Origin of the sequence: Henriciella litoralis (genome assembly GCF_002088935.1) — a bacterium.
GTDB lineage: Bacteria > Pseudomonadota > Alphaproteobacteria > Caulobacterales > Hyphomonadaceae > Henriciella > Henriciella litoralis.
Genome location: NZ_NCSS01000006.1, coordinates 2,389,297 through 2,409,240, shown reverse-complemented (window position 1 = coordinate 2,409,240; position 19,944 = coordinate 2,389,297). Strand labels below are relative to the sequence as shown.

15 protein-coding genes are annotated in these 19,944 nt (G+C 59.6%); 5 read left to right on the top strand and 10 right to left on the bottom strand.

From position 1 onward, the window contains the following. Positions 1–13: 13 nt before the first annotated feature. Positions 14–1,231, bottom strand: a complete 1,218-nt coding sequence (locus B8783_RS15330; protein ID WP_084420954.1) for a serine hydrolase domain-containing protein — start codon at positions 1,229–1,231, stop codon at positions 14–16. A 46-nt stretch (positions 1,232–1,277) separates the two neighbouring features. On the opposite strand from B8783_RS15330, the gene B8783_RS15325 reads away from it, so the two are divergent. Beyond that, positions 1,278–1,595, top strand: a complete 318-nt coding sequence (locus B8783_RS15325; protein ID WP_084420953.1) for a hypothetical protein — start codon at positions 1,278–1,280, stop codon at positions 1,593–1,595. 14 nt (positions 1,596–1,609) lie between these two features. Here the strand turns inward: B8783_RS15325 and B8783_RS15320 are convergent, their stop codons facing one another. Beyond that, positions 1,610–2,473: a DUF3298 and DUF4163 domain-containing protein gene (locus tag B8783_RS15320; RefSeq protein WP_084420952.1), complete on the bottom strand. Its 864-nt coding sequence runs from the start codon at positions 2,471–2,473 to the stop codon at positions 1,610–1,612. Positions 2,474–2,502: 29 nt separating this feature from the next. Continuing rightward, positions 2,503–5,628, bottom strand: a complete 3,126-nt coding sequence (putA, locus tag B8783_RS15315) for a bifunctional proline dehydrogenase/L-glutamate gamma-semialdehyde dehydrogenase PutA (RefSeq protein WP_084420951.1) — start codon at positions 5,626–5,628, stop codon at positions 2,503–2,505. Between the two features lie 116 nt (positions 5,629–5,744). On the opposite strand from putA, the gene B8783_RS15310 reads away from it, so the two are divergent. Next, positions 5,745–6,854, top strand: a complete 1,110-nt coding sequence (locus B8783_RS15310; protein WP_084420950.1) for a glycosyltransferase family 4 protein — start codon at positions 5,745–5,747, stop codon at positions 6,852–6,854. Then, positions 6,851–7,735 carry a phosphotransferase gene (locus tag B8783_RS15305; RefSeq protein WP_169711816.1) on the top strand — a complete coding sequence of 295 codons (885 nt, stop codon included), beginning with the start codon at positions 6,851–6,853 and terminating at the stop codon, positions 7,733–7,735. Before B8783_RS15310 ends, B8783_RS15305 begins: the two co-directional genes overlap by 4 nt. 10 nt (positions 7,736–7,745) lie before the next feature. On the opposite strand, the gene B8783_RS15300 is transcribed toward B8783_RS15305, so the two are convergent. Then, positions 7,746–8,837 carry a substrate-binding domain-containing protein gene (locus B8783_RS15300; protein ID WP_084420948.1) on the bottom strand — a complete coding sequence of 364 codons (1,092 nt, stop codon included), beginning with the start codon at positions 8,835–8,837 and terminating at the stop codon, positions 7,746–7,748. 101 nt (positions 8,838–8,938) lie between these two features. Beyond that, positions 8,939–9,790, bottom strand: a complete 852-nt coding sequence (gene murI, locus B8783_RS15295; protein WP_084420947.1) for a glutamate racemase — start codon at positions 9,788–9,790, stop codon at positions 8,939–8,941. Between the two features lie 162 nt (positions 9,791–9,952). Between murI and B8783_RS15290 the strand changes: the two genes are divergently transcribed. Then, positions 9,953–10,576, top strand: coding sequence for a hypothetical protein (locus B8783_RS15290; protein ID WP_084420946.1), 624 nt, complete (start codon positions 9,953–9,955; stop codon positions 10,574–10,576). 24 nt (positions 10,577–10,600) lie between these two features. Here the strand turns inward: B8783_RS15290 and B8783_RS15285 are convergent, their stop codons facing one another. From B8783_RS15285 to B8783_RS15270, 4 genes are all read right to left on the bottom strand, one after another. After that, positions 10,601–12,013, bottom strand: a complete 1,413-nt coding sequence (locus B8783_RS15285) for a dihydrolipoyl dehydrogenase (protein ID WP_084420945.1) — start codon at positions 12,011–12,013, stop codon at positions 10,601–10,603. A 106-nt stretch (positions 12,014–12,119) separates the two neighbouring features. Further along, positions 12,120–12,962, bottom strand: a complete 843-nt coding sequence (aguB, locus tag B8783_RS15280) for an N-carbamoylputrescine amidase (RefSeq protein WP_084420944.1) — start codon at positions 12,960–12,962, stop codon at positions 12,120–12,122. Next, the gene (locus tag B8783_RS15275; RefSeq protein ID WP_084420943.1) at positions 12,959–13,966 is read right to left on the bottom strand and encodes an agmatine deiminase family protein; all 1,008 of its coding nucleotides are present in this window, start codon (positions 13,964–13,966) and stop codon (positions 12,959–12,961) included. Before B8783_RS15275 ends, aguB begins: the two co-directional genes overlap by 4 nt. Before the next feature lie 92 nt (positions 13,967–14,058). After that, positions 14,059–17,226 (bottom strand): TonB-dependent receptor, encoded by a 3,168-nt coding sequence (locus tag B8783_RS15270; RefSeq protein WP_084420942.1) that lies wholly within the window; start codon positions 17,224–17,226, stop codon positions 14,059–14,061. 213 nt (positions 17,227–17,439) lie between these two features. Here B8783_RS15270 and B8783_RS15265 point away from each other — a divergent pair, with 213 nt between their 5' ends. After that, positions 17,440–19,158 (top strand): ArnT family glycosyltransferase, encoded by a 1,719-nt coding sequence (locus tag B8783_RS15265; protein ID WP_084420941.1) that lies wholly within the window; start codon positions 17,440–17,442, stop codon positions 19,156–19,158. Positions 19,159–19,162: 4 nt separating this feature from the next. On the opposite strand, the gene B8783_RS15260 is transcribed toward B8783_RS15265, so the two are convergent. Then, on the bottom strand, positions 19,163–19,906 hold the full coding sequence (locus tag B8783_RS15260) for a hypothetical protein (RefSeq protein ID WP_084420940.1): 744 nt from the start codon (positions 19,904–19,906) through the stop codon (positions 19,163–19,165). Between the last annotated feature and the right edge of the window lie 38 nt (positions 19,907–19,944).

The following is a 19,944-nucleotide window of genomic DNA, read 5'->3' as shown; positions in this document are numbered from 1 at the left end:
ATTCCGGGTCAGATCAGTTATCGGAAGGAACGTTGTCTCTAGTCGACACATCTGGAAAAGCGCGCACGATTGACTGATTCCATTCATAAAGCGCCGGCCAGTTCTCGCCTGCATTCGCCATCAGGCCGAGATGCACGATGACCAGGTCCTTGGACGGGACAACCCAGATCGTCTGGCCCTCATGGCCCTGCGCGGAAAACGCGTCCCAGGGCGGCGTGGTCGCCGCCTGCCCTGCGGGAATTGGATCCGGATCGGCGCCGAGCCACCAACCTGCGCCATAGACGTTCGCCTCGGTCGCGACCGGGTCATGCCGCGAAAAGTCGACCCAGCCTTCCGGCAGGAGGCGCTCCCCCTCCCACACGCCATCGCGCAGATAGAGATAGCCAAACTTCGCAAAATCCCGCGCTGAAGCCCAGACGAGCGAGCCGCCAAGGAACGTGCCTGCCGAATCGAATTCGGGGACGGCGTCCATGCCGATGGGATCGAAGAGCAGCTCCGAGACCGTGCCAGAAAACCACTGCTGGTCCGCCTTCGCTTCAGCGCACAGGTTGGTCTCAGGGTGACTACATGTTGTGTTATCAGAAACCACCGCCTGCAACGCCCGCCCAATCAGGTGAAACCCGGCCGTCGAGTAATTCCACGTGATACCCGGCTCGCGCACAAGCGGCAGTTCATCCACCACATATTGTATGACATCGAACCGGCCCGGCCCGTACATCATCTGGACGACATCATTGTCCTCCAGCCCCGTTGAACCGATCTCGGTATAGTCGAGCCCATCCGTCATGGTCAGCCATTGGCGCCAGGTGATCTCGGATCGCGGATCATCCTCGGCAAAGGGCGAAGGCATCGGATAGTCGATATCCTCAATGAGGCCGAGCTCGACCGCGCGCCCGACCAGCGCGGAAGTGACCGATTTCGCCATCGACCATGAGACCTGTTTGGTATCTGGCCCAAACCCGTCCCGGTAAGCTTCAAACACCAGCTTGCCGCGATGGATGATGACCACAGCGCGCGTCTCGCCCATCACATCGGCAAGCTCGCGGCCCATCACATCATCGACCAGCGCGCGCACATCACCATCAATCTCGTCGGCAAGCGCCCCCTCTTCCCAGCTAGTTGTCGGCCAGGCGAGGCCTTCCGGCTGCGGCGGAAGCGGGACAAGCTCTTGGGCAACAGCCACCTGCCCCATCCAGCAAAGCGCGCCCAGAACCAGTGACTTGCCGAACATGGCCTTGCTCCCTAACCATTGTGTTTTCGGACTTTAGAGGCACGCCATGAAACTCGTCAAAGCCTTAGCGGTGATTGTGGTCGCGCTCGGCGTGATTGCGATATGCGTCTGGCAGTTCTGGCTGAAAGAGCAGGTCAAATACGCTAAGGTCGCGACCGCCTATGGCGCAAAAATGGTCTGCTCTTGCCGCTTCGTAGCCGAACGCGAGATGGAGAGCTGCAAGGGCGACTTCACTGAGGATGTCAGCGCGGTCAGTTTTAACGAGACCGATCAGACGATCCGCGCCAGCGTCCCCCTCATCGCCAGCGCCGAAGCCCGGTTCGAGCAGGGTCTTGGATGCGTGCTTATAGAGGACGGGTCCTGAACGTCCGAGCCGGTCTAGAGATCTTCTTTAGGCATCTGCATCTCGCCGCCGAAATTGTCCGAATAGGCAGGTTTCAGAAACGCCGCGAATATCGATGCCGGCACGCCAACAGTGTAGGCGCCCTCAGCATAGGAGCCGACTTCATACGGCCCGAAATGATAGATCAGCCCACCTGATTTGGCAGGGTCTGAAGAGGTCGCAAACGTAAACCGGTCCTGCTTCGTCTCTGGCGCTTCAAAGGCAGGCTCGATCCAGGAGTCCAGTATATCCTCTTCGGTGAAATCGTCCGCGAACCGCTCGCGCTTCTGCTCGATCAACGATGACTTAAGCGTTTCGATGACGGCTGTGCGGGCGCTGTCTGCGTCCTCAAACAAGTCCTCAAAACCAAGCTCGCGGTTCGCATCGGTATCCCAGTTCAGCATCTGATAGCTGAACGTCGGATGCGCCCCGCCCTGATAGCTGTAGCTGGTGCCGAGAAATGACTGGAGTGGGCCTGATTCCGGGCCGGTTTCGACCCAGCTTATTTCGAGCGTGTTCGGCCTGAAGGTGAAATTCTTCTCCGCAGCATCACGCATATCCTGCTCAGCGCTCTCGGCGAACCCTTCGGTGAGCTCATTCACGCGCGCCCGCAGCGTGTCGGCCAGCTTGGGGTCAAACTCGGCAAGGTCGGCCGGCATGTCTATGTCGATGCTGGCCGCCTCGTTGCCATTGACGATTGCGATGCCGCCGCCATCCTGACTGAACGCCGTCGCCGTTGACGTCTCGGGACGCTCAATCTCTGAAACGCGCACAGGCTCGTTCGCGCTGTCGCTATTGTCTGCACATCCGGCGGTTACGCCCGCCAATGCGGCGATCAGCAGGATCGAATACTGCCTCATCGGCGCCTCCGTTGGATTTCGTCTTGCATTTATAGGCTCAAGAGTTCGGGATCGCCACCTTGGGCGGTGATATTCACAGTAACGACGCGTTCGCTGGCAAAGCGAAGCATGTAATGCGGCCCGCCAGCCTTCGGACCCGTCCCTGACAGGCCCTCGCCGCCAAATGGCTGCACGCCAACCACCGCGCCCGTCATCGATCGGTTCACATAGGTGTTGCCCGCATGCACAGCCGCGCGCACCTTGGCCGCAAAGCTCTCAAGCCTCGAATGAACGCCCAGTGTCAGGCCATACCCTTTGGCCTCAAGCGCTGCCCCGACACTGGCAATCTGGTCCGGGTCATAGCGCAGGATGTGCAGCACCGGCCCGAATGTCTCTTTCTCGATCTGATCGAGCGAGGACAGCTCCACCACGGCCGGGCCGAAGAAGTGGCCCCCCTCTGGCGCAGGCATTTGCTTGATGAGGCTCGCTTCCGATTGCATCCGGGCGAGATAGTCCGCCAGATGGCCAAGCGACTCGTCATCGATGACAGGCCCAATATCAGTGTCAGTCTTACCCGGATCACCGATCTTCAGCTCATCCATCGCACCTTTCAGCCCGTCGATCAGGCCATCAGCCGTGTCTTTGGGCAGGAAGAGAAGACGAAGCGCCGAACACCTCTGCCCAGCTGACCCGAAAGCCGACACCAGAACGTCGTCAATCACCTGCTCACGCAGCGCTGTCGTGTCGACGAACATACCATTCAGCCCGCCCGTCTCCGCGATCAGTGGAATAATCGGGCCATCGCGCCCCGCCAGTGTGCGGTTGATAATCCGCGCCGTGTCTGTGCCACCTGTAAAACAGACGCCCGATACGCGAAGGTCACTCGTCAGCTTTGCGCCAACCGTCTCACCACGCCCCGGCAGCAGATGCAATGCATCGGCTGGCAGGCCCGCCGCCTGAAAGATGCGGACAGCCTCAAACGCGACCAGCGGCGTCTGCTCGGCAGGTTTCGCTACAACCGTATTGCCCGCGCCCAGCGCCGCCGTGATCTGCCCGGTGAAGATCGCCAGCGGAAAATTCCATGGCGAGATGCAGGCAAACACGCCGCGCCCATGCAGGGAAATATGATTGGTCTCACCCGCCGGCCCCGGCAGCCGCGTCTGGCCCTCAAACTTGTCTTCGGCCTGGACCGCATAATAGCGGCAAAAGTCGACCGCCTCGCGCACTTCAGCGACCCCGTCACCAAACGTCTTGCCGCCCTCTTGCGACATCAGCGCGACCAGCCGGTCCATATTGGCTTCCAGCGCATCGCCCATATCGGTGAGGATTTTCGCCCGTTTCGCCCCGCCGAGACGGTCCCATTCAGGCTGAAACTTCACGGCTGCATCAAGCGCAGCATCAACATCGGCCTCGGATGCTTCCAACACAGTTCCGAGTTTGCGCGACAGATCTGCCGGCGCGAACACGTCAGCGCCGCCCGATGTCTTCGCCTTGCCGGAGATGATCGGCCCGGCCTCCAGCGCCTTGCCGTCAACGAGTTCAGAAACATTCCGCTCCAGCACCGCCCGCTCGCTCGCCTGGCTGAGATCGACCCCGATCGAATTCTTCCGCATCGGCCCATAAAGGCGCGGCGGCGTCGGGATACGCGGATGACGGCGCGGGCCCGCTTCAACCTTGGCAATCGGGTCATCAACGACCGCCTCAACCGGCACATCCGGGTCGAGGAAAGAATGCACGAAGCTCGTATTCGCGCCATTCTCCAGAAGCCGGCGCACCAGATAGGGCAGAAGATCCTTATGCGCCCCGACAGGCGCATAGACGCGGACCTTCCCGCCCTTCTCGGCGGCGCCATAAAGCGGCTCACCCATGCCGTGCAGACGCTGGAACTCGTAATGCGTGACGTCTTCGCTCTCAGCCATCATCAGGATTGTGGCCAGGGAATGGGCATTATGGGTGGCAAATTGCGGATAGATGCGCGGGCTCGCCTTCAGCAGGGCATACGCGCAGGAGAGGTAGTTGATGTCCGTGCCGTGCTTGGTTGTGAAGACCGGGAAGTTCACCATCCCATCTTCCTGGGCATGTTTGATTTCCGTGTCCCAATAGGCGCCCTTAACCAGACGCACCATCAGGCGCATCTTCGTCTCACCCGCAAGGCGCGTAAGCCGCTCGATCACAAGATGGGCGCGCTTCTGATAGGCCTGCACGGCAAGGCCGAGCCCCTCCCAGCCCTTGAGTGACGGCTCCCGCATCAGCTTTTCGAGGATCTTCAGCGAAATGACGAGGCGCTCGGCCTCTTCGGCATCAAGGCAAAGATTGATGTTCGCCTTGGCGGCCTGCTCACAAAGCCCAAGGACGCGCGGATAAAGCTCAGCCATCACCCGCGCTTCATTCACCGCCTCATAGCGTGGATGCAGCGCCGACAGCTTTACCGAGATACCGTTCTTGTCTTCAGGCGCAGTGGAGCCGTCACTCTTGGCGGACACAGCTGCGATAGCCTCTTCATAGGCCTTCAGATAGCGCGATGCATCATCAGCGGTCCGTGCACCTTCGCCCAGCATGTCGAAGCTGAAATTGGCCGCATCGCCAGCCTTCACCATCTTGGCGCCGCGTTTGATGGCTTCCTTCACCGTCCGGCCCAGCACGAATTGTTCACCCATGATGCGCATCGCCTGCATCATCGCGGCCCGGATCACCGGCTCACCGCTTTCGCGCACAAGGCTCTGCACGAAGGTCGACGGGCCTTTACGCGCATCGTCCGGCGTTCCGATCACGCGGCCTGTCAGCATCAGCCCCCAGGTCGAGGCATTGACCAGCCAGCTATCGGACTGGCCCTTATGAGACCCCCAGTCGCCGGACCGGATTTTCTCTGCGATCAGATCATCTCGTGTCTCTGCATCGGGCACCCGCAACAAGGCTTCGGCCAGACACATCAGCGCCAGCCCCTCAGAGTTCGACAGACCAAACTCTTCCAGGAAGCTTTCCATCATGCCCTTGGGCCGCCCGGCCGCACGCGCGATCTGCACCAGTTCGCGCCCGCGTCGAACCGCGGCGGCTCTGGCGCGTTCATCAAGCGGCAAGGACTTCAATATGTCCGCGACCAGCGCTTCTTCATCGGCGAACTTGTGTTCATCGATGCTATCCCAGGAAGTGCTTGTCGTTTTGAGCGTGTCGGGCATTGATGTGCTCCATTTGGGAATTGGCCTGCAATAACGTCCTATTTGACACGGACCTGCGGGTTTACGACAGCTCGAATGGCCCTAAAACTGTCGAAAGTGCACCTTAAGGAAACCGTATGCGCATCATGTTGATTACCGACGCCTGGGAACCACAGGTCAATGGCGTCGTCCGAACGATGAAGCGCGTCATCGCCGAGTGCGAAGAGATGGGCCATGAATGGGAAATCGTCTCACCAGCAGATGGATTTTTCACCGTCCCACTTCCGACCTATAGCGAGATCAAACTCGCTTTGTTTGCCCGCGGACAAATATCAGAACGCTTCGAACGCTTCCAGCCAGATGCTGTTCACATTGCGACCGAAGGCACGCTCGGCCTGGCTGGCCGCGCCATGTGCCTGAAGGAAAAACACCCCTTCTCGACCAGCTATCACACCCGCTTTCCCGAATATGTGTCAGCCCGTTTCCCGGTCCCAACGGCCTGGGGCTATGGCTTTGTGCGCTGGTTTCACAAGTATTCTGGCAAGGTGATGGTCGCGACACCGTCGATGCGCAAAGAGCTGGAAGACCACAATTTCAACAATGTCGTCTCCTGGACGCGCGGGGTCGATGTCGATCTGTTCAACCCGTCCCGCCGCGTCGAAGCGGGCGAGCCCGGCGATCCGTTTGAAGGCATGGAACGGCCCATCTTCCTCAATGTCGGCCGGGTCGCGGTGGAGAAGAATATCGAAGCTTTCGTTGAGCTTGATCTGCCCGGCACAAAGGTCATCGTCGGCGAAGGCCCGCAACTGAACGAGCTGAAAAAGAAGTACCCCAAGGTCAAATTCCTCGGCGCACGTTTCAATGAAGAGCTCGCGACCTGCTTTGCGAGCGCTGACGTCTTCTGTTTCCCAAGCCTGACCGACACATTCGGCCTCGTCATACTCGAAGCCATGGCCGCAGGAACGCCGGTGGCCGCCTATAATGCACCCGGGCCAAGAGACATCATCCCCGGCTCAGATGCCGGCGTGATCGGCGAGGACCTCAAGCAGGCCTGCCTCGATTGCCTGGACCTCGACCGCGCCACGGCGAGGACATATGCAGAGGGCTATAGCTGGAAGGCTTGCGCCGAAGCGTTCATCGAAAACCTCGACACGCTCCCGGTACCAGAGCGCAAACGCTTCTGGCAAAAGATCCGCCTGCGCCGCCGCAGGAAAAAGCCGCCAATCGTTCCAGAGACCAAGGAGTGATTTACCAGCCGGATATCTTCCTTATCCGGTCGCTGGTCAAATCCAGCTTTCCCGACCTGGCAGACGCCGACATCCGGCTCGTCAGGTCTGGCGGGACTGACAATTACGTCTTCAGAATCGACAATGATCTCTGCCTGCGGATCGCCAAGCGCGATGCGGCATTGCCCTCGCTGCTCCAGCGCGAACCCGTTGCCTTGAAAACCCTGTCCGACCTGCCGCTCGAAACCCCGCGTTTCATGGCCAAGGGCGTGCTGCCTGATCCACGCGGATGGCCATGGATGATCTGCACCTGGCTCCACGGGGTCTCCATGGATGCCGCCGGCCACACGGCCACAATTGAAGATGCCAACCGGCTCGCCCTCTTCCTGCTGGACCTTCAGGGCTGTCCCACCCGAAACGCAGCGAAACCAGCTCCGGACAATCACTGGCGCGGCGTGGACCTCATCCAGCGCAACACCGTGACAGAAGACGCGATCACGACACTTTCAGACGAATTCGATGCCACCGCATTGGCCCGCGTCTGGTCGACCGCGCTCACCGCTGATCCATGCAGACCCGATGACCGGACCTGGATCCATGGAGACTTGCATCCGGCCAATCTGGTGGTTCGCGACGGCGCCGTCACCGGCGTTCTGGACTGGGGGTTGTCGGGGCTTGGCGACCCGGCCTGTGACCTGATGGCCGCCTATACAGTGTTCAGTGGCCAGGCCCGTGACGCCTTTGCCCGGGCGACAGCTGCAAGCGAAAGTGTCTGGATGCGAGCCCGCGGCTGGGCGCTATCAACGGCTGTTGTCGCGCTGGCCTATTATCGCGGCAGCGACGCGCCCATCGTCGCGCGGTCCCGCGAAGTGATCGGCGAAATCCTCGCTGAGGCAAGCTGAAACGAAAAGCCTAGCTCTTGGTGTCCATGACTTCGAGCGCCAGCGCATGCGCCCGCACTTTTTCGCGCTCTTCTGCCTGCAGCGGGATGAGGCCCTTATCAACGAGATAGCCGGTCGGCCCCCAGGCATCTTCCTGCGTGAACTCGGAAATGAATTCCTCGATGCCGGGCACCAAATTCACATTCTGCTTTTTGACGTAGAAGAACATCGAACGGGAGATGCCGTACTCGCCGCTGGCAATCTGTTCAAAGGTCGGGTCAGTCCCCTCGACATGCGCACCTTTGAGGCGGTCGAGATTCTGCTCAAGGAATGAGTAGCCCATGATGCCGATACTGTCGGGGTTCTTCATCAGGGTCTGGACGATGGCGGTGTCGTTCTCACCTGAATCGATCCATTTGCCGTCATTACGGATCGTGGTCGCGCGCTTGACGAACTCGCCCTTGTCGCTCTCTTTCAACGCGGCCAGTTGCGGGATCTCTTCCGCCCCGCCTTCAAGCGCCAGTTCGGCGAACGCATCACGGGTCCCGGATGTTGGCGGCGGGCCTGAGACGAGGATTTTCATGTCGGGCAAATGGTCGGCAACGTCCTGCCAGGTCTGGTTGGGGTTCGCCATCCAGCCGCCATTGCCGTCCGGGATCTCTTCGGCCAGCGCGAGGAAGATTTCGGCCTTGGAGAGATCCAGCTCCGGAGAGCCCTTGGCATTGGCCAGCACGATGCCGTCATAGCCAATCTTCACTTCGACAATATCGGTGACACCGCCGCGGCGGCATAACTCGACTTCGGATGATTTGATCGGCCGCGAAGCGTTGGAAATCGACGGCTGGTCAGGCCCGATACCATTGCAGAAGGCCTTGAACCCGCCGCCCGTTCCCGTTGTCTCGACGATTGGCGTCGGGAACGGCGATATCGCCCCAAACTGCTCGGCAACGGTCGTCGAGAAGGGCGCGACGGTCGACGATCCGACAATCTTTATCTTCTCGTCAGGGGCCGCCGCGAAAACTTGCAGTTCACCGGCACTCGCATCGATTTCAGAGAGGTCTGTGCCCGGCGAACAGGCACTGGCCAGAAGCCCGGCACTGAGAGCGAGAAGAAGATTGCGCATCGCGGCGTCCCTTTCGGGGTAAACATAATTTCAGACCCCAATATCGAAGTTTTGTGACAGTCCGATGCAGGTGAGCAAAGTTTTGTCATCTCTCCACAGCCTCATACGGCCACTTGCACCACCGTCTCAAAGCCGAACCGGGCACATACCTTCACCAGCCGCGCATTGTCCGAGGGGTCAGACGAGACAAATAGACGATGATCGGGCAACTCAGCATGGTCATCAGAAAAGCTCTGACGAGCCAGCACCCGCAGCGTCTGGCGGGCAATCGCGCCGCCGGAATCGATATAGGTGACAGGTCTTGGCGCGGCCGCCGCCAGCTCAGCCTGAACCAGTGGGAAATGCGTGCAGGCCAGCACAATCGTATCGACCAGCCCACCCTGCTCCACTTCGAAGATTGGGTCCTGAGCCGCCGCAAAGCCTGCCGGGTCATAGGGCTCGCCCGCCGCATGCGCCTCGGCCAGCCGGACCAGTTCGACGCTACCATGCAGGATAACCGTTACATCGCTTGCAAACTCACTGATCAGATTGGCGGTATAGGCCCGCCGGATCGTGCCAGGCGTGGCGAGAAGACCGATCACACCGCTCTTGCTCTGCTCGGCGGCGGGCTTGATCGCGGGCACGGTCCCGACAACGGGGATGTCGAGCGCCGCCCGCACCTCCTCCAGCGCCAGCGTGCTGGCCGTATTGCAAGCGATGACAAAGACGTCGGGCCGCGCCTGTTTAACCAGCTCGGCGGCAATGCGCGGCAGGCGATCGCGCAGCGCAGCGTCAGACTTGTCGCCATAAGGGAAAAAGCCGGTATCGGCAGCATAGTCGACAGAGATTGACGGCGCACGCGCCATGATCTCGCGCGCAACGGTCAGTCCGCCCATGCCGGAGTCAAACACCAATACCCGGCCTTTCTCAGGGACCGGGACGATTTTGCTGGAGAGGGTTCGTTCTGTCGTCATGCCAATTGCCTGTCAGCCATAGGGCGCTTCGAACCTGTCGTGAATATGGCGATTGACGCACGAACGGCGTCCAGCAGACCGCCGCCAGCCGGGGATACCCTTGATTAAAGGGCCGATACGGATTATGTTGCAGTGCAGCATCCGCTCAAAAGGAGCTTTACGATGACCACCGAGACGACAAAACTTAACCCGATGACCCTCTGGACCGATTCACTTGCAGCGTGGGGCGAACTTGGCCAGTCCGCGCGCAAAACCTGGACCGACGCCATGTCTTCCATGCAGCCAGGCGCAGACATCGCCGCTTCTGAAGACGCCACCAAAGAGCTTTTCCGCAAACTGGCGGACATGAATCTTCAGCATTGGGAAAATACCGCAAAAGTCATCGAAGCCATGCCGACCTGGATGCGCTGGCCTCAGACCGTTCCAGGCGGCGTCCTGACCGACTGGTTTGACCAGATGCGCCGCAATGCGCCGGCAAGCATGTTCGCTAGCTACTTCACTCTGTCCGACGTGACAGGCGAAGATCCTGAAGATGCCGTTCGTCGTCCAGTCAGCCTCAGCGCGCCTGAAGGCGAAGCTGATGACCTGACCCAGATCAAAGGCATCGGACCGAAGCTGTCACAGACGCTGAATGAAATTGGCGTGTACCACTTCAGCCAGATCGCGGCGTGGGAAGAAGCCGAAGCGCTTTGGGTCGATGACTATCTGTCATTCAAGGGCCGCGTTGCGCGTGAAAAGTGGATTGAGCAGGCCGAGAAACTGGCCGCGAACGTCTCCCTCCACTAAACCAAATAGCAGCCTAAACCGGCATTACCGGTCCCCCGGCAAGAACTCGTCATCGCGTTCAGGTGGGACCGGACTGCCGACCTGTTTGCAGACATCCTGAAGCGCTGTCTTCAGCCCTTCCTCCAGCGTCGGGTGATAGAACGGCATGTCGAGCAATTCGTTCGCTGTCGCTCCGCGCTCGATGGACCAGGCAATAAGATGCGCAAGATGCTCGGCGTTCGGCGCCACCATCCGCGCGCCGACGATCAGACCATCCGCCTGTCGCGCATAGATCTCGCAGACGCCCTGATTGCAATTATGCACCTTGGCCCTGCCCTGATCGGAAAAATCCACCCGGCCTGTAATCTCGCCTTCCTCGGGCGCGCCGAGCACGGCGAGGTTCGGGTCTGTGAACATGACCTGCATGGCGTGCTTGCGTTTCATCGGCTGAACGTCCGGGAATGTCGCCGCATTTACTCCCGCAATCGTTCCGCCAGCTGAGGCTTCATGCAGCACCGGCAGCCGATGGTTGGCGTCGCCTGCGATGAACACGCTCGAACTCCCACACTGCAAGGTATTTGCATCGAAGACCGGCGTGCCGTGACCGTCAAGCTCCAGCCCAGTCGTCTCCAGCTTCAGCGCGTCCAGCTGCGGCGCCCGTCCTGCGGACACAAGCACACGCTCATATTCAGCCTCGCCGCGGGCACCTTTGCCTGACCAGCTAAGCTTCACGCCGGTCTCAGTTTTCGTCGCCTCGGTGTCGACGTCTAGATAGATCGGGAATTCAGCTTCCAGCGCGTCGCGAAGCGAGGTCTCGACATCGCCCTTGGGCAGGCCGCCCAGCGTATCCCCAATATCGAATACACCAACCCGCACGCCAAGCCGCGCCAAAGCCTGCGCCAGCTCCAGCCCAATCGGCCCGGCACCCATTACACCGACCGACTTTGGCAAATCCGGCAACTCGAACAGGGTTTCATTCGTCAGAATGCGGTCGCCCAAGCCCTCAAATGGCGGAGGAATGACCGGGGCCGATCCTGTCGCAATGATGATCGCTTTCGCCTTGAGCGAGCGGCCATCCGAAAGCTTCAAATCGTTCGGGCCGGTAAAGTGCGCGCTCGCCTTGATCGCGACGCCATCGGGCAGTTTTTCAAATGTCTCTTTGGTCGCCTCAACGAAATTGTCGCGCATATTGCGCAGGCGCCCCATCACCTTCGGCCCATCTATCTTCGGCGCCGGAAGCTCAATCCCGAAAGGTGCGGCATGGCGGGCCGAATGGGCGACCTCAGCGGCCGCAATCAGCAGTTTCGACGGCATACAGCCAACCGTGGCGCAGGTCGTCCCGGCAAAGGCCGGATCGATCAGCCGCGTTGTTGCGCCATTTTTCCGCGCGTGCCGTTCAGCCGCCAGACCTGCAGTGCCCGCACCAATAATGGCCACGTCCGTCTCGATATCCGCCAAGCAGCTCTCCTTCACACCTGTTGAGGGAGATAGCGGTCAGGCGTCGTGACAGTTCCCTGTCAAAGAGGGGACGAGCGAGTCTTCGCGGGGCGGCGCCGGGCAAACCCTATCCCAGAACGTCGTAAAGCTCGGTGCGCCGGTCGCGGAAGAAGCCCCATGCGGCGCGGTGCCGGTCAAGGAAATCAAGATCGAACTCGGCGGTGATCACGCCTTCTTCATCGCGGCCAAGCTCGGAGACGATTTCGCCCGCATGGTCTGCGATAAAGCTCGTGCCATAGAAATGCTGGCCGTCCTCATCGCCAGTGCGGTTCGCAGCGACGACAGGCATGACATTGGACACTGCATGCCCTTGCATCGCCCGGCGCCAGCGCGCAGCCGTGTCGAGCGTCGCATCATGCGGCTCAGAGCCGATGGCCGTTGGATAGAAGAGGCAATCTGCGCCGAGCAGCGCCATGGCGCGGGCCGCTTCCGGGAACCACTGGTCCCAGCAAATGCCGACGCCAATACGGCCCTTCATCGTGTCCCAGACGCGAAAGCCGGTATTGCCGGGGCGGAAATAGAACTTTTCCATATAGCCCGGGCCATCCGGAATATGGCTCTTGCGATAGACGCCCAGCGGCTCACCATCCGCATCGATGATGACGATGGAATTATAATATTCCGGCCCATCCTTCTCATAAATCGAGACCGGGATGACGACATCGAGCTCTGCGGCGAGCGCCGAGAGCTGCGTCACCGCCGGATGCTCATGCCAGGGATAGGCCGTGTTGAAATAGGTCTCGTCCTGCACCTTGCAGAAATAATGGTCGCAGAAGAGTTCAGACGGCAGGATAATCTCCGCCCCCTTGGCGGCCGCCTCGCGCACCAGCGAGACCACCTTGTCGATATTCTCCTGCATGTCCTGGCTGTAGGAGGCCTGGATCGCTGCAACTTTCAAAGTCCGGCTCATGTGGAAAGACCTCCGTCGACCGCTGGCACTTGCTGCGTCATGCAATGAAAACTCCCGCCGCCCGTCAGGATATGATTGGCAGGCAGTGCAATAATCTCATGGTCCGGCATCAGCGCCGCAAGCTCGGCTGCCGCCAGTTTTGAATGCGTCTCTTCATAGATCGGCAGGATGACGCGGCCGTTCGAGATCAGGAAATTCATATGGCTCGCTGGCACCGGCTCGCCATCCTCATCGAGGATCCGTCCCGGAGACGGGATCGTTGAGACCTCAAGCTCCGCGCTCCGCAGCGTCGCTTCAATCTCGCGCAGCACGTCCGCATTCGGGTCATCATCGCCAGATGGCGTCTGACAGACAACATGCCCCGGCCCGATGAAACGCGCGATATTGTCGACATGTCCGTCGGTATGGTCATTGGCGAGCCCCTCGCCCAGCCAGATGACGCGCTCGACATTAAACGCCAGACGCAGTGCCTCTTCGGCCTTCTCCTCGCTCCAACCGGGATTGCGGTTCGGGTTCAGCACGCACTGGCGTGTTGTAATCAGCGTGCCCTCGCCATCCTGCTCGATCGCGCCGCCTTCAAGGATGAAGTCGAGGCGCTTTAGCGGGTGGCCTTCCAGCCGGCAGATTGCTGCCGCCGTCTCTGTGTCGCCCTCCAGCTCATACTTGCCGCCCCAGCCATTGAAGGTGAAGCCAAGGCCCTCAAGCCGGTTGAGATAGGTCACGAAGACCGGCCCGATATCGCGCAGCCAGATGTCGCCCATCGGCGCATCGAACATCTCGGCGTGCTCGCCAACAAGCTCTGCAGCTTCGGCGCGCGAATGCGGCGCACCGATGACCAGCTTCACATGCACCACGGGGGCAAGCGCCTTGATCAGGTCTGCAATTTCACGCTGGGCGCCCTCATAATCGTCGGCCCAGGCATCCTTCAGATGCGGCCAGCCGACCCAGATGGCGGACTGTTTTGCCCATTCGGGCGGTGTGGAGGCAATCGTCGTATCACTCATGAGGCGCGATTTGCCATAACCCGCCCCAAAGAGAAAGGGCGGCCCGCAATGGAGCCGCCCTTCCGATGATTTATTCAGGTCTGTTGAAAGGCCTAGAATTCGTACTTCACACCGAAGCGAACCGACCAGACAGACAGTGAGTCCGTGCGGCGCTCAGGGTCTCTCGCGCTGAAGTCAGAGTAAACATACTGACCGCCTACGATGTCCGCATCGACGACGCTGGTCGTCTGCGGGAATCCAGCCTGATAGTAGGTGCCCCAGTCTTCGTTGAGGAAGTTACCGACATTCTCCATGACCATGAAGACAGAGGATTCATGTCCGCTCATGAGACCTGGCAGTTCTTGCTCAAGGCGCAGGTCGAACTTGTTGTTCCACTGGCCTTCGCCTTCATTGCGAGACGCGATCGAGCCGCGGCCGAGGCCTTGACCATCCGTGTAGCGGAAGAAGGCATCCCAATCGACTGAAGAATTAGCATAGTCGATCAGTGGATCGCTGGAGCCGTCAATCGGCACATAGAGCAGCGAGCGACCGCGCGAGTCGTCACCGAACGGACCATCATTAAAGGTGATCGAGTACGGACGGGCCTGCCAGGCTTGGCCGAACAGGGTTGCGCGGGTTGCGAGTTCGCCAAAGAACTCCTTTTCCCAAGAGAGACGCAGCGTAAAGCGGTGCGGAATCTCGTAGTTGGACGTTCCCAGACCCGGATTGTTGGGGTCAACAGCCGCAAGGTTCGACCAGTTCGAGAAGGCGACCGACGACGTCATCGGGTTTACGTCTTCTGCATCCGTGTAGGCATAGCCAAGCGACCAGTCCAGTTCACCTGCGGCGTCGAAGTCGAAGGTGTTAGACACGCCGAGCGAAGCAACAAATGTGGAGCCTTCATCGGTGTTTGTGAGGACGAAATCGTCGGTGTCTTCGTCATAGATCGGACGACCATCAGGAGCCGTACCGACTTGATTAAGAGAGATCGCCTTGACCAGCGGAGCTTGATTCACGTTTGACCAAAGAACATCACCGTTCAGGACGTAGCCCGATCCCAGACCCGGAATGTCCAGGTCGGAGGTGAAGCCGAGTGCGAACTTCCATTCCGATGGGATTTCGAAGTTCGGGTCCAGCGCGTTGACCGGTCCGCTGACTGCTGCATTGGCAACAAAATCGAAGGCCTGCTGCGGAATACCAAAGATTGGACGCCCTGAGCCGCCTTCATCATTCACATAGGTGAAGCCGAGCAGCGACTGATCAGTCGGATTGCGATCCTGGAATTCGACCTGGGTCACACCATTGTTGGAGTAGTTGTTCGAGATCCAGACGTTCGGGTTACCACCGGAGTAAAGACCAAAGCCGCCGCGGAACGACAGGTTCGGCTTGTAATCCCAGGTGAAGCCGACACGCGGCATCAGCAGGTCGCGGCCATCCATGTTCTCATCATTACGGAAGCCGTACTTGTCGAAGAAGTCCTGGTTGTACCGAGGCTTGTCGTCTGACGAGTAGAAGTCATAACGCAGACCACCTGTAACGGTCAGGCCGTTTGGACCGGTCCACTCGTCCTGAAGGTAAAGGGTGTTGACCGCATATTTGAACGAGGCCGCAGCATCTGCAGCATTGTTGGTGCCGACAGCGTTTTCATAGGTGATGCGGCTGTAAATACCATTCCGGAAATCATCGATGGAATTGAAGCGGTACTCGCCTTCTGCTTCCTGAACGAACAGGTTGAAGACGTCATACTCAAGACGCTCGCCACCGATTGTGAAGTTGTGGTTGTCCAGCGTGTAACGACCGAGCGCCTTGTAGTTGCCGACCGAGTATTTGAGCTCGTTGGCATGACGGGAGTCATCAGCACCGAGATAGTAGACGTTGTTGCCATCAAAGATCTGGACTTCGCCGAAATCTGTGCCGCCGACCGACGACTGAAGGAAGGTCACGTCATTGTAGGAATAACGAAGTTCGGTGGAGAAATTGTCTGACCAGTCCGAGAAAACCTGGCCGGAATACGCTTTCAGCTCAGCGCCGCGGTTATAAAGGTGGTTGGAGTATTCGAACTCGTTCGAGTCACCGTCCGACTCAGTGAGGTTGAAGCCCTCATTGTAGTTGTAGGTGAAAGACGCACGGTGGTTGTTCGTGATGTTCCAGTCGAGACGAACCAGATATTTCTCGTCTTCGGTTCCGGTCGACGTCGGAATGCCACCCGGATTGTAGCCGTAAACGTTCTGGGCAATGTCGCGGATTTCATCGAACTTTGCCTGCGTGAAACCAGTCACTTCCTGACCAGCGATACCTGAACCTTCTGGAACACGGTTGATCTCGTTGCCTGGGCCTTCGAATTTCTCGTATGCGCCGAAGAAGAAGAGACGGTCTTTCAGGATCGGTCCACCAAGGGTGAAGCCATAGCGCTTCTCTTCAAATGCCGGAACGGCATATTCGTCGCCCTCGGTCGAATCACCGATGAGGCTCTCATCGCCATAATCGAAAAAGGCAGAACCATGGAATTCGTTGGTGCCGGACTTGGTAACAGCGTTGATGTTACAGGCTGTGAACGAGCCGTATTCGACATCGAATGGCGCCAGTTCAACCGAGACGTTCTGAATGGCGTCGAACGGGAATGGCATTTGCTGCGTCGGGTAGCCGTTCGAGTTCAGGCCGAACCCGTCATTGAGGCCGATGCCGTCAACTGTCAGCGAGTTGTAGCGCGGGTGTGCACCGGCGCACTGGATGGAGTCGTTGAAGGACTCGTCGAGGTAAACGCGCGGATCGAGACGAACGATGTCTTTCAGGTCGCGGTTGATCGCAGGCGAGCTCTGGATGTCGGCGAGCGAGAAGGTTGCCGATGGCCCGATCGCTGTCTGGACAAATCCACCTGACGTCGCAGAGACGGTCACGGTGTCCATACGGGCTTCACCATCCGCAGCATCATCGGTGGCGGCGAAAACGAGATTGAGATTGGCCGTCTCACCCAGCTGAAGGGTGACGTCCGTAATGCGGGTTGTCTGATAGCCCGGTGCAGAAATCTCGACCGTGTATGGACCGCCAACTTGCAGACCGCGTGTCGTGAACTGACCGGTCGGGCTGGTCGTTGATGAGCTCGTGGAGCCCGTCCGTGTATCGACGACGCGGACAGTCGCGCCTGGGACAGCTTCACCGGTTGGCGAGACAACGTCGCCGCGAATGCCGGCTGACGTCACCTGCGCTTCGGCAGGGGCGACAATCGCCGCAGTGAAAAGCGTAGCGGCGGCTACGCCTGAAAGTAGTTTCCAGTTGGACATGAAGAACCCCTCTTCGTTGGACGGCCCGGCATGGTTGCACGAGAGACACCAAGGCCAATTGATCGCGCCTCTATTCCTCATGCGCGACAGTTATGTGACAGTCACGTGACTCTTCTGTGCGCTGCAGCAAAGTCTTAACAAGGCTGGCAAAAAAGCCACACCTACCTGTCAAGGCTGGTCAAGAAAGCTCGCGCGCGCTAGCTCCATCTTCAGATGAAAAACACGCTGCCCCACTCAACAGACTATGCGCGCCTCACGGCGTTGATTCTTTTCGGACTTCTGGTCCTCCGGGTGGCCTGCGTCGTGCTCTCCCCGCTCGAACTCTATGCCGATGAAGCCCAGTACTGGCGCTGGTCTGAGACGCTGGAATGGGGATATTACTCAAAGCCGCCCCTGATCGCCTGGGTCATCCATGCCAGCACCGCCATGTTTGGTGATTCGGCCCTCGGTGTGCGGCTTCCAGCGCCCTTCCTTCACACGATCGCGGCCTGGTGTCTGTTCCTGCTGGGCCGTAGCATTGCCAGCCCGAAGGTCGGGCTGATGGCGGCTGTCGGCTATGCGCTGATGCCGGCCGTGTTCCTGTCATCAACCGTGCTCTCGACCGACGGCGTGCTGATGCCCATCTGGGCGACCGCGCTTTTCCTGTTCTGGCGGGTTCGCCAGGGCGAGGCCGGCTGGCTCGGCTATATTGCGCTTGGCCTCGCCATCGGCGCAGGCTTCCTGGCCAAATATGCGATGCTGTACTTTGCCATCGGCATCGTGCTGACGATCCTTCTGGACCGGCCCACGCGCCAGAACCTGCTGACGCCCAAAGGCGCCGCCATGCTGGCCGCCTTGCTGGTCGTTATCTCCCCGCACATCCTCTGGAATGCCTCCAACAATTTCGAAACGGTCGGGCACACGGTCGACAATGCCAATCTCGGCGGCGAGCTCTTCAATCCGGAAAACGCGCTGACATTCATCGCTGACCAGATGGGCGTGTTCGGCCCGATCAGCTTCCTCGCCCTGATCGGCGGCCTCATCTTCATGCGCCGCACCGTGTCCGGGGAGGACGGTCGCCGGGAACTGTGGCTGACATGTTTCGTCGTACCAGTTCTCGTCATCATCCTGGTCCAGGCGGTCCTGTCACGTGCGCACGCCAACTGGGCAGCAACCGCCTATCCGGCAGGCTCGGTGCTGATCTCCCTCTTCTTCTTGAGGGCCCGCGCGCACAAATGGCTCTGGTATGTCATCGCAGCCCTGTGCGCCGTCAGCTTTATTCTGGCGCCGGACTTCACACTCACGGCCCGCATCATGATGGGCCTTGGCCTGGCCGCCGGGATCATGGTGTTCGCCTTTGCCACAAAGTTCCGCCCCATCGGCCTCTTCTGGGCAGGGCTGACCCTCCACGGCGTGGTGGGTTTTGCCATGATGGCCGTCCTGATCGCGCCGCAGGCCCTCTCTGCACAGCTCGATCTCGACAATGCGCTTAAACGCACGCGCGGTTGGGATGCCCTCGCTGACAAGCTGGTCGCCTTCTCTGAAACACAGCCCGCCCCGACCGCCCTGCTGACCGATGAGCGAGAAATCTGGCACGGGCTCGACTTTTATCTGAAAGACCGGATCGACGCGCCGCTCATCCTGTGGCGCTACAATGAAGGCGCCCACAGCTTTGCCGAGCAACAGCCGCTCACGTCAGATATCGATGGCGACGTGCTCGTGGCAAGCTATCGGCCCAACCGGCGCCCCGCCATCGCGGCCGATTTCGAGACCTTCGAGAAAGTTGGTGAGGTCAGCGTCGATCTCGGCCATCGCTCCAATGGCTGCCCCATCATCAGAGAGCTCGTGCTCTATCGCGCCTCCGGCTATGACCCGCTTCCACGCACGCAGGACTGGGTCGATCGCTTCGAGGACCAGACCATGGATGCGCCCGAGCCTTGCAAGGCCAGATAAAGCCCTAGTCGCGCCTCATGAACAGATAATCGGGCTGGCACATATTGTAGATCTGCGACTGCTCCAGCATCTTCACCCGCAAGCTTTCGATAACCGGCGTCAGCACAGTGAGGTCGATCGGCTTGCTGACAGCGACATTGGACCATACCGGGGGCTGCCCATAGGGGGTGAAAAAGGGCGTTGAGAGCAGCAGCAGGAAATCCTCGTGGTCACTGAATGACCAGTCGACCGGATAGTCCCAGCTCACCCAGTCCCCTTCAATTGCACGCTCGCGGCCCTCATAGGATTCCACGCGGGTCTGGAACAGCAGGCTCGGCGTTTCACCCGCCGAGGAGAACCCGGACATGGTGAAATCCATAGGCAACAATATGTGGTTTGCCGCGACAGATTCCTCGGACATCGGAAATTTCGAGAACATCAGATAGGTGGCTTCTCTATTGGTGCCGGCGTCGCGGACGAATTTAAAATCGAGCAGCGGCACCTCGAAGCTAACCATGCGGACCTTTTCCTTGTCCATTGCTTCAAGATTTATCGAAAGGGCGAAACCTTCGGTCGCGACCTCGCCGCCGATCGTGTCCCATCCGATCGGGAAGCCCGGGTTTTTGAGCTGGATGTCCGAGCCCATGACCTGCCATTTCCAGCCGCCGGTTTCGCCAGTTGGACAGGCCGGCTTGTCCTGCGCGACCGCAACGCCCGGCACGAACAGCCACACGGCCGCCGCGGCTCCCAACATCTTCACTATATTCATTGCGTCCTCCCACAAACACGAAAGCCAGCATACTTTTC

Excerpts from the sequence above, each read along its gene's own strand:
- B8783_RS15330 (WP_084420954.1), bottom strand. The coding sequence starts at position 1,231 with ATGTTCGGCAAGTCACTGGTTCTGGGCGCGCTTTGCTGGATGGGGCAG.
- B8783_RS15325 (WP_084420953.1), top strand. The coding sequence starts at position 1,278 with ATGAAACTCGTCAAAGCCTTAGCGGTGATTGTGGTCGCGCTCGGCGTG.
- B8783_RS15320 (WP_084420952.1), bottom strand. The coding sequence starts at position 2,473 with ATGAGGCAGTATTCGATCCTGCTGATCGCCGCATTGGCGGGCGTAACC.
- putA (WP_084420951.1), bottom strand. The coding sequence starts at position 5,628 with ATGCCCGACACGCTCAAAACGACAAGCACTTCCTGGGATAGCATCGAT.
- B8783_RS15310 (WP_084420950.1), top strand. The coding sequence starts at position 5,745 with ATGCGCATCATGTTGATTACCGACGCCTGGGAACCACAGGTCAATGGC.
- B8783_RS15300 (WP_084420948.1), bottom strand. The coding sequence starts at position 8,837 with ATGCGCAATCTTCTTCTCGCTCTCAGTGCCGGGCTTCTGGCCAGTGCC.
- murI (WP_084420947.1), bottom strand. The coding sequence starts at position 9,790 with ATGACGACAGAACGAACCCTCTCCAGCAAAATCGTCCCGGTCCCTGAG.
- B8783_RS15290 (WP_084420946.1), top strand. The coding sequence starts at position 9,953 with ATGACCACCGAGACGACAAAACTTAACCCGATGACCCTCTGGACCGAT.
- aguB (WP_084420944.1), bottom strand. The coding sequence starts at position 12,962 with ATGAGCCGGACTTTGAAAGTTGCAGCGATCCAGGCCTCCTACAGCCAG.
- B8783_RS15275 (WP_084420943.1), bottom strand. The coding sequence starts at position 13,966 with ATGAGTGATACGACGATTGCCTCCACACCGCCCGAATGGGCAAAACAG.
- B8783_RS15270 (WP_084420942.1), bottom strand. The coding sequence starts at position 17,226 with ATGTCCAACTGGAAACTACTTTCAGGCGTAGCCGCCGCTACGCTTTTC.
- B8783_RS15265 (WP_084420941.1), top strand. The coding sequence starts at position 17,440 with ATGAAAAACACGCTGCCCCACTCAACAGACTATGCGCGCCTCACGGCG.
- B8783_RS15260 (WP_084420940.1), bottom strand. The coding sequence starts at position 19,906 with ATGAATATAGTGAAGATGTTGGGAGCCGCGGCGGCCGTGTGGCTGTTC.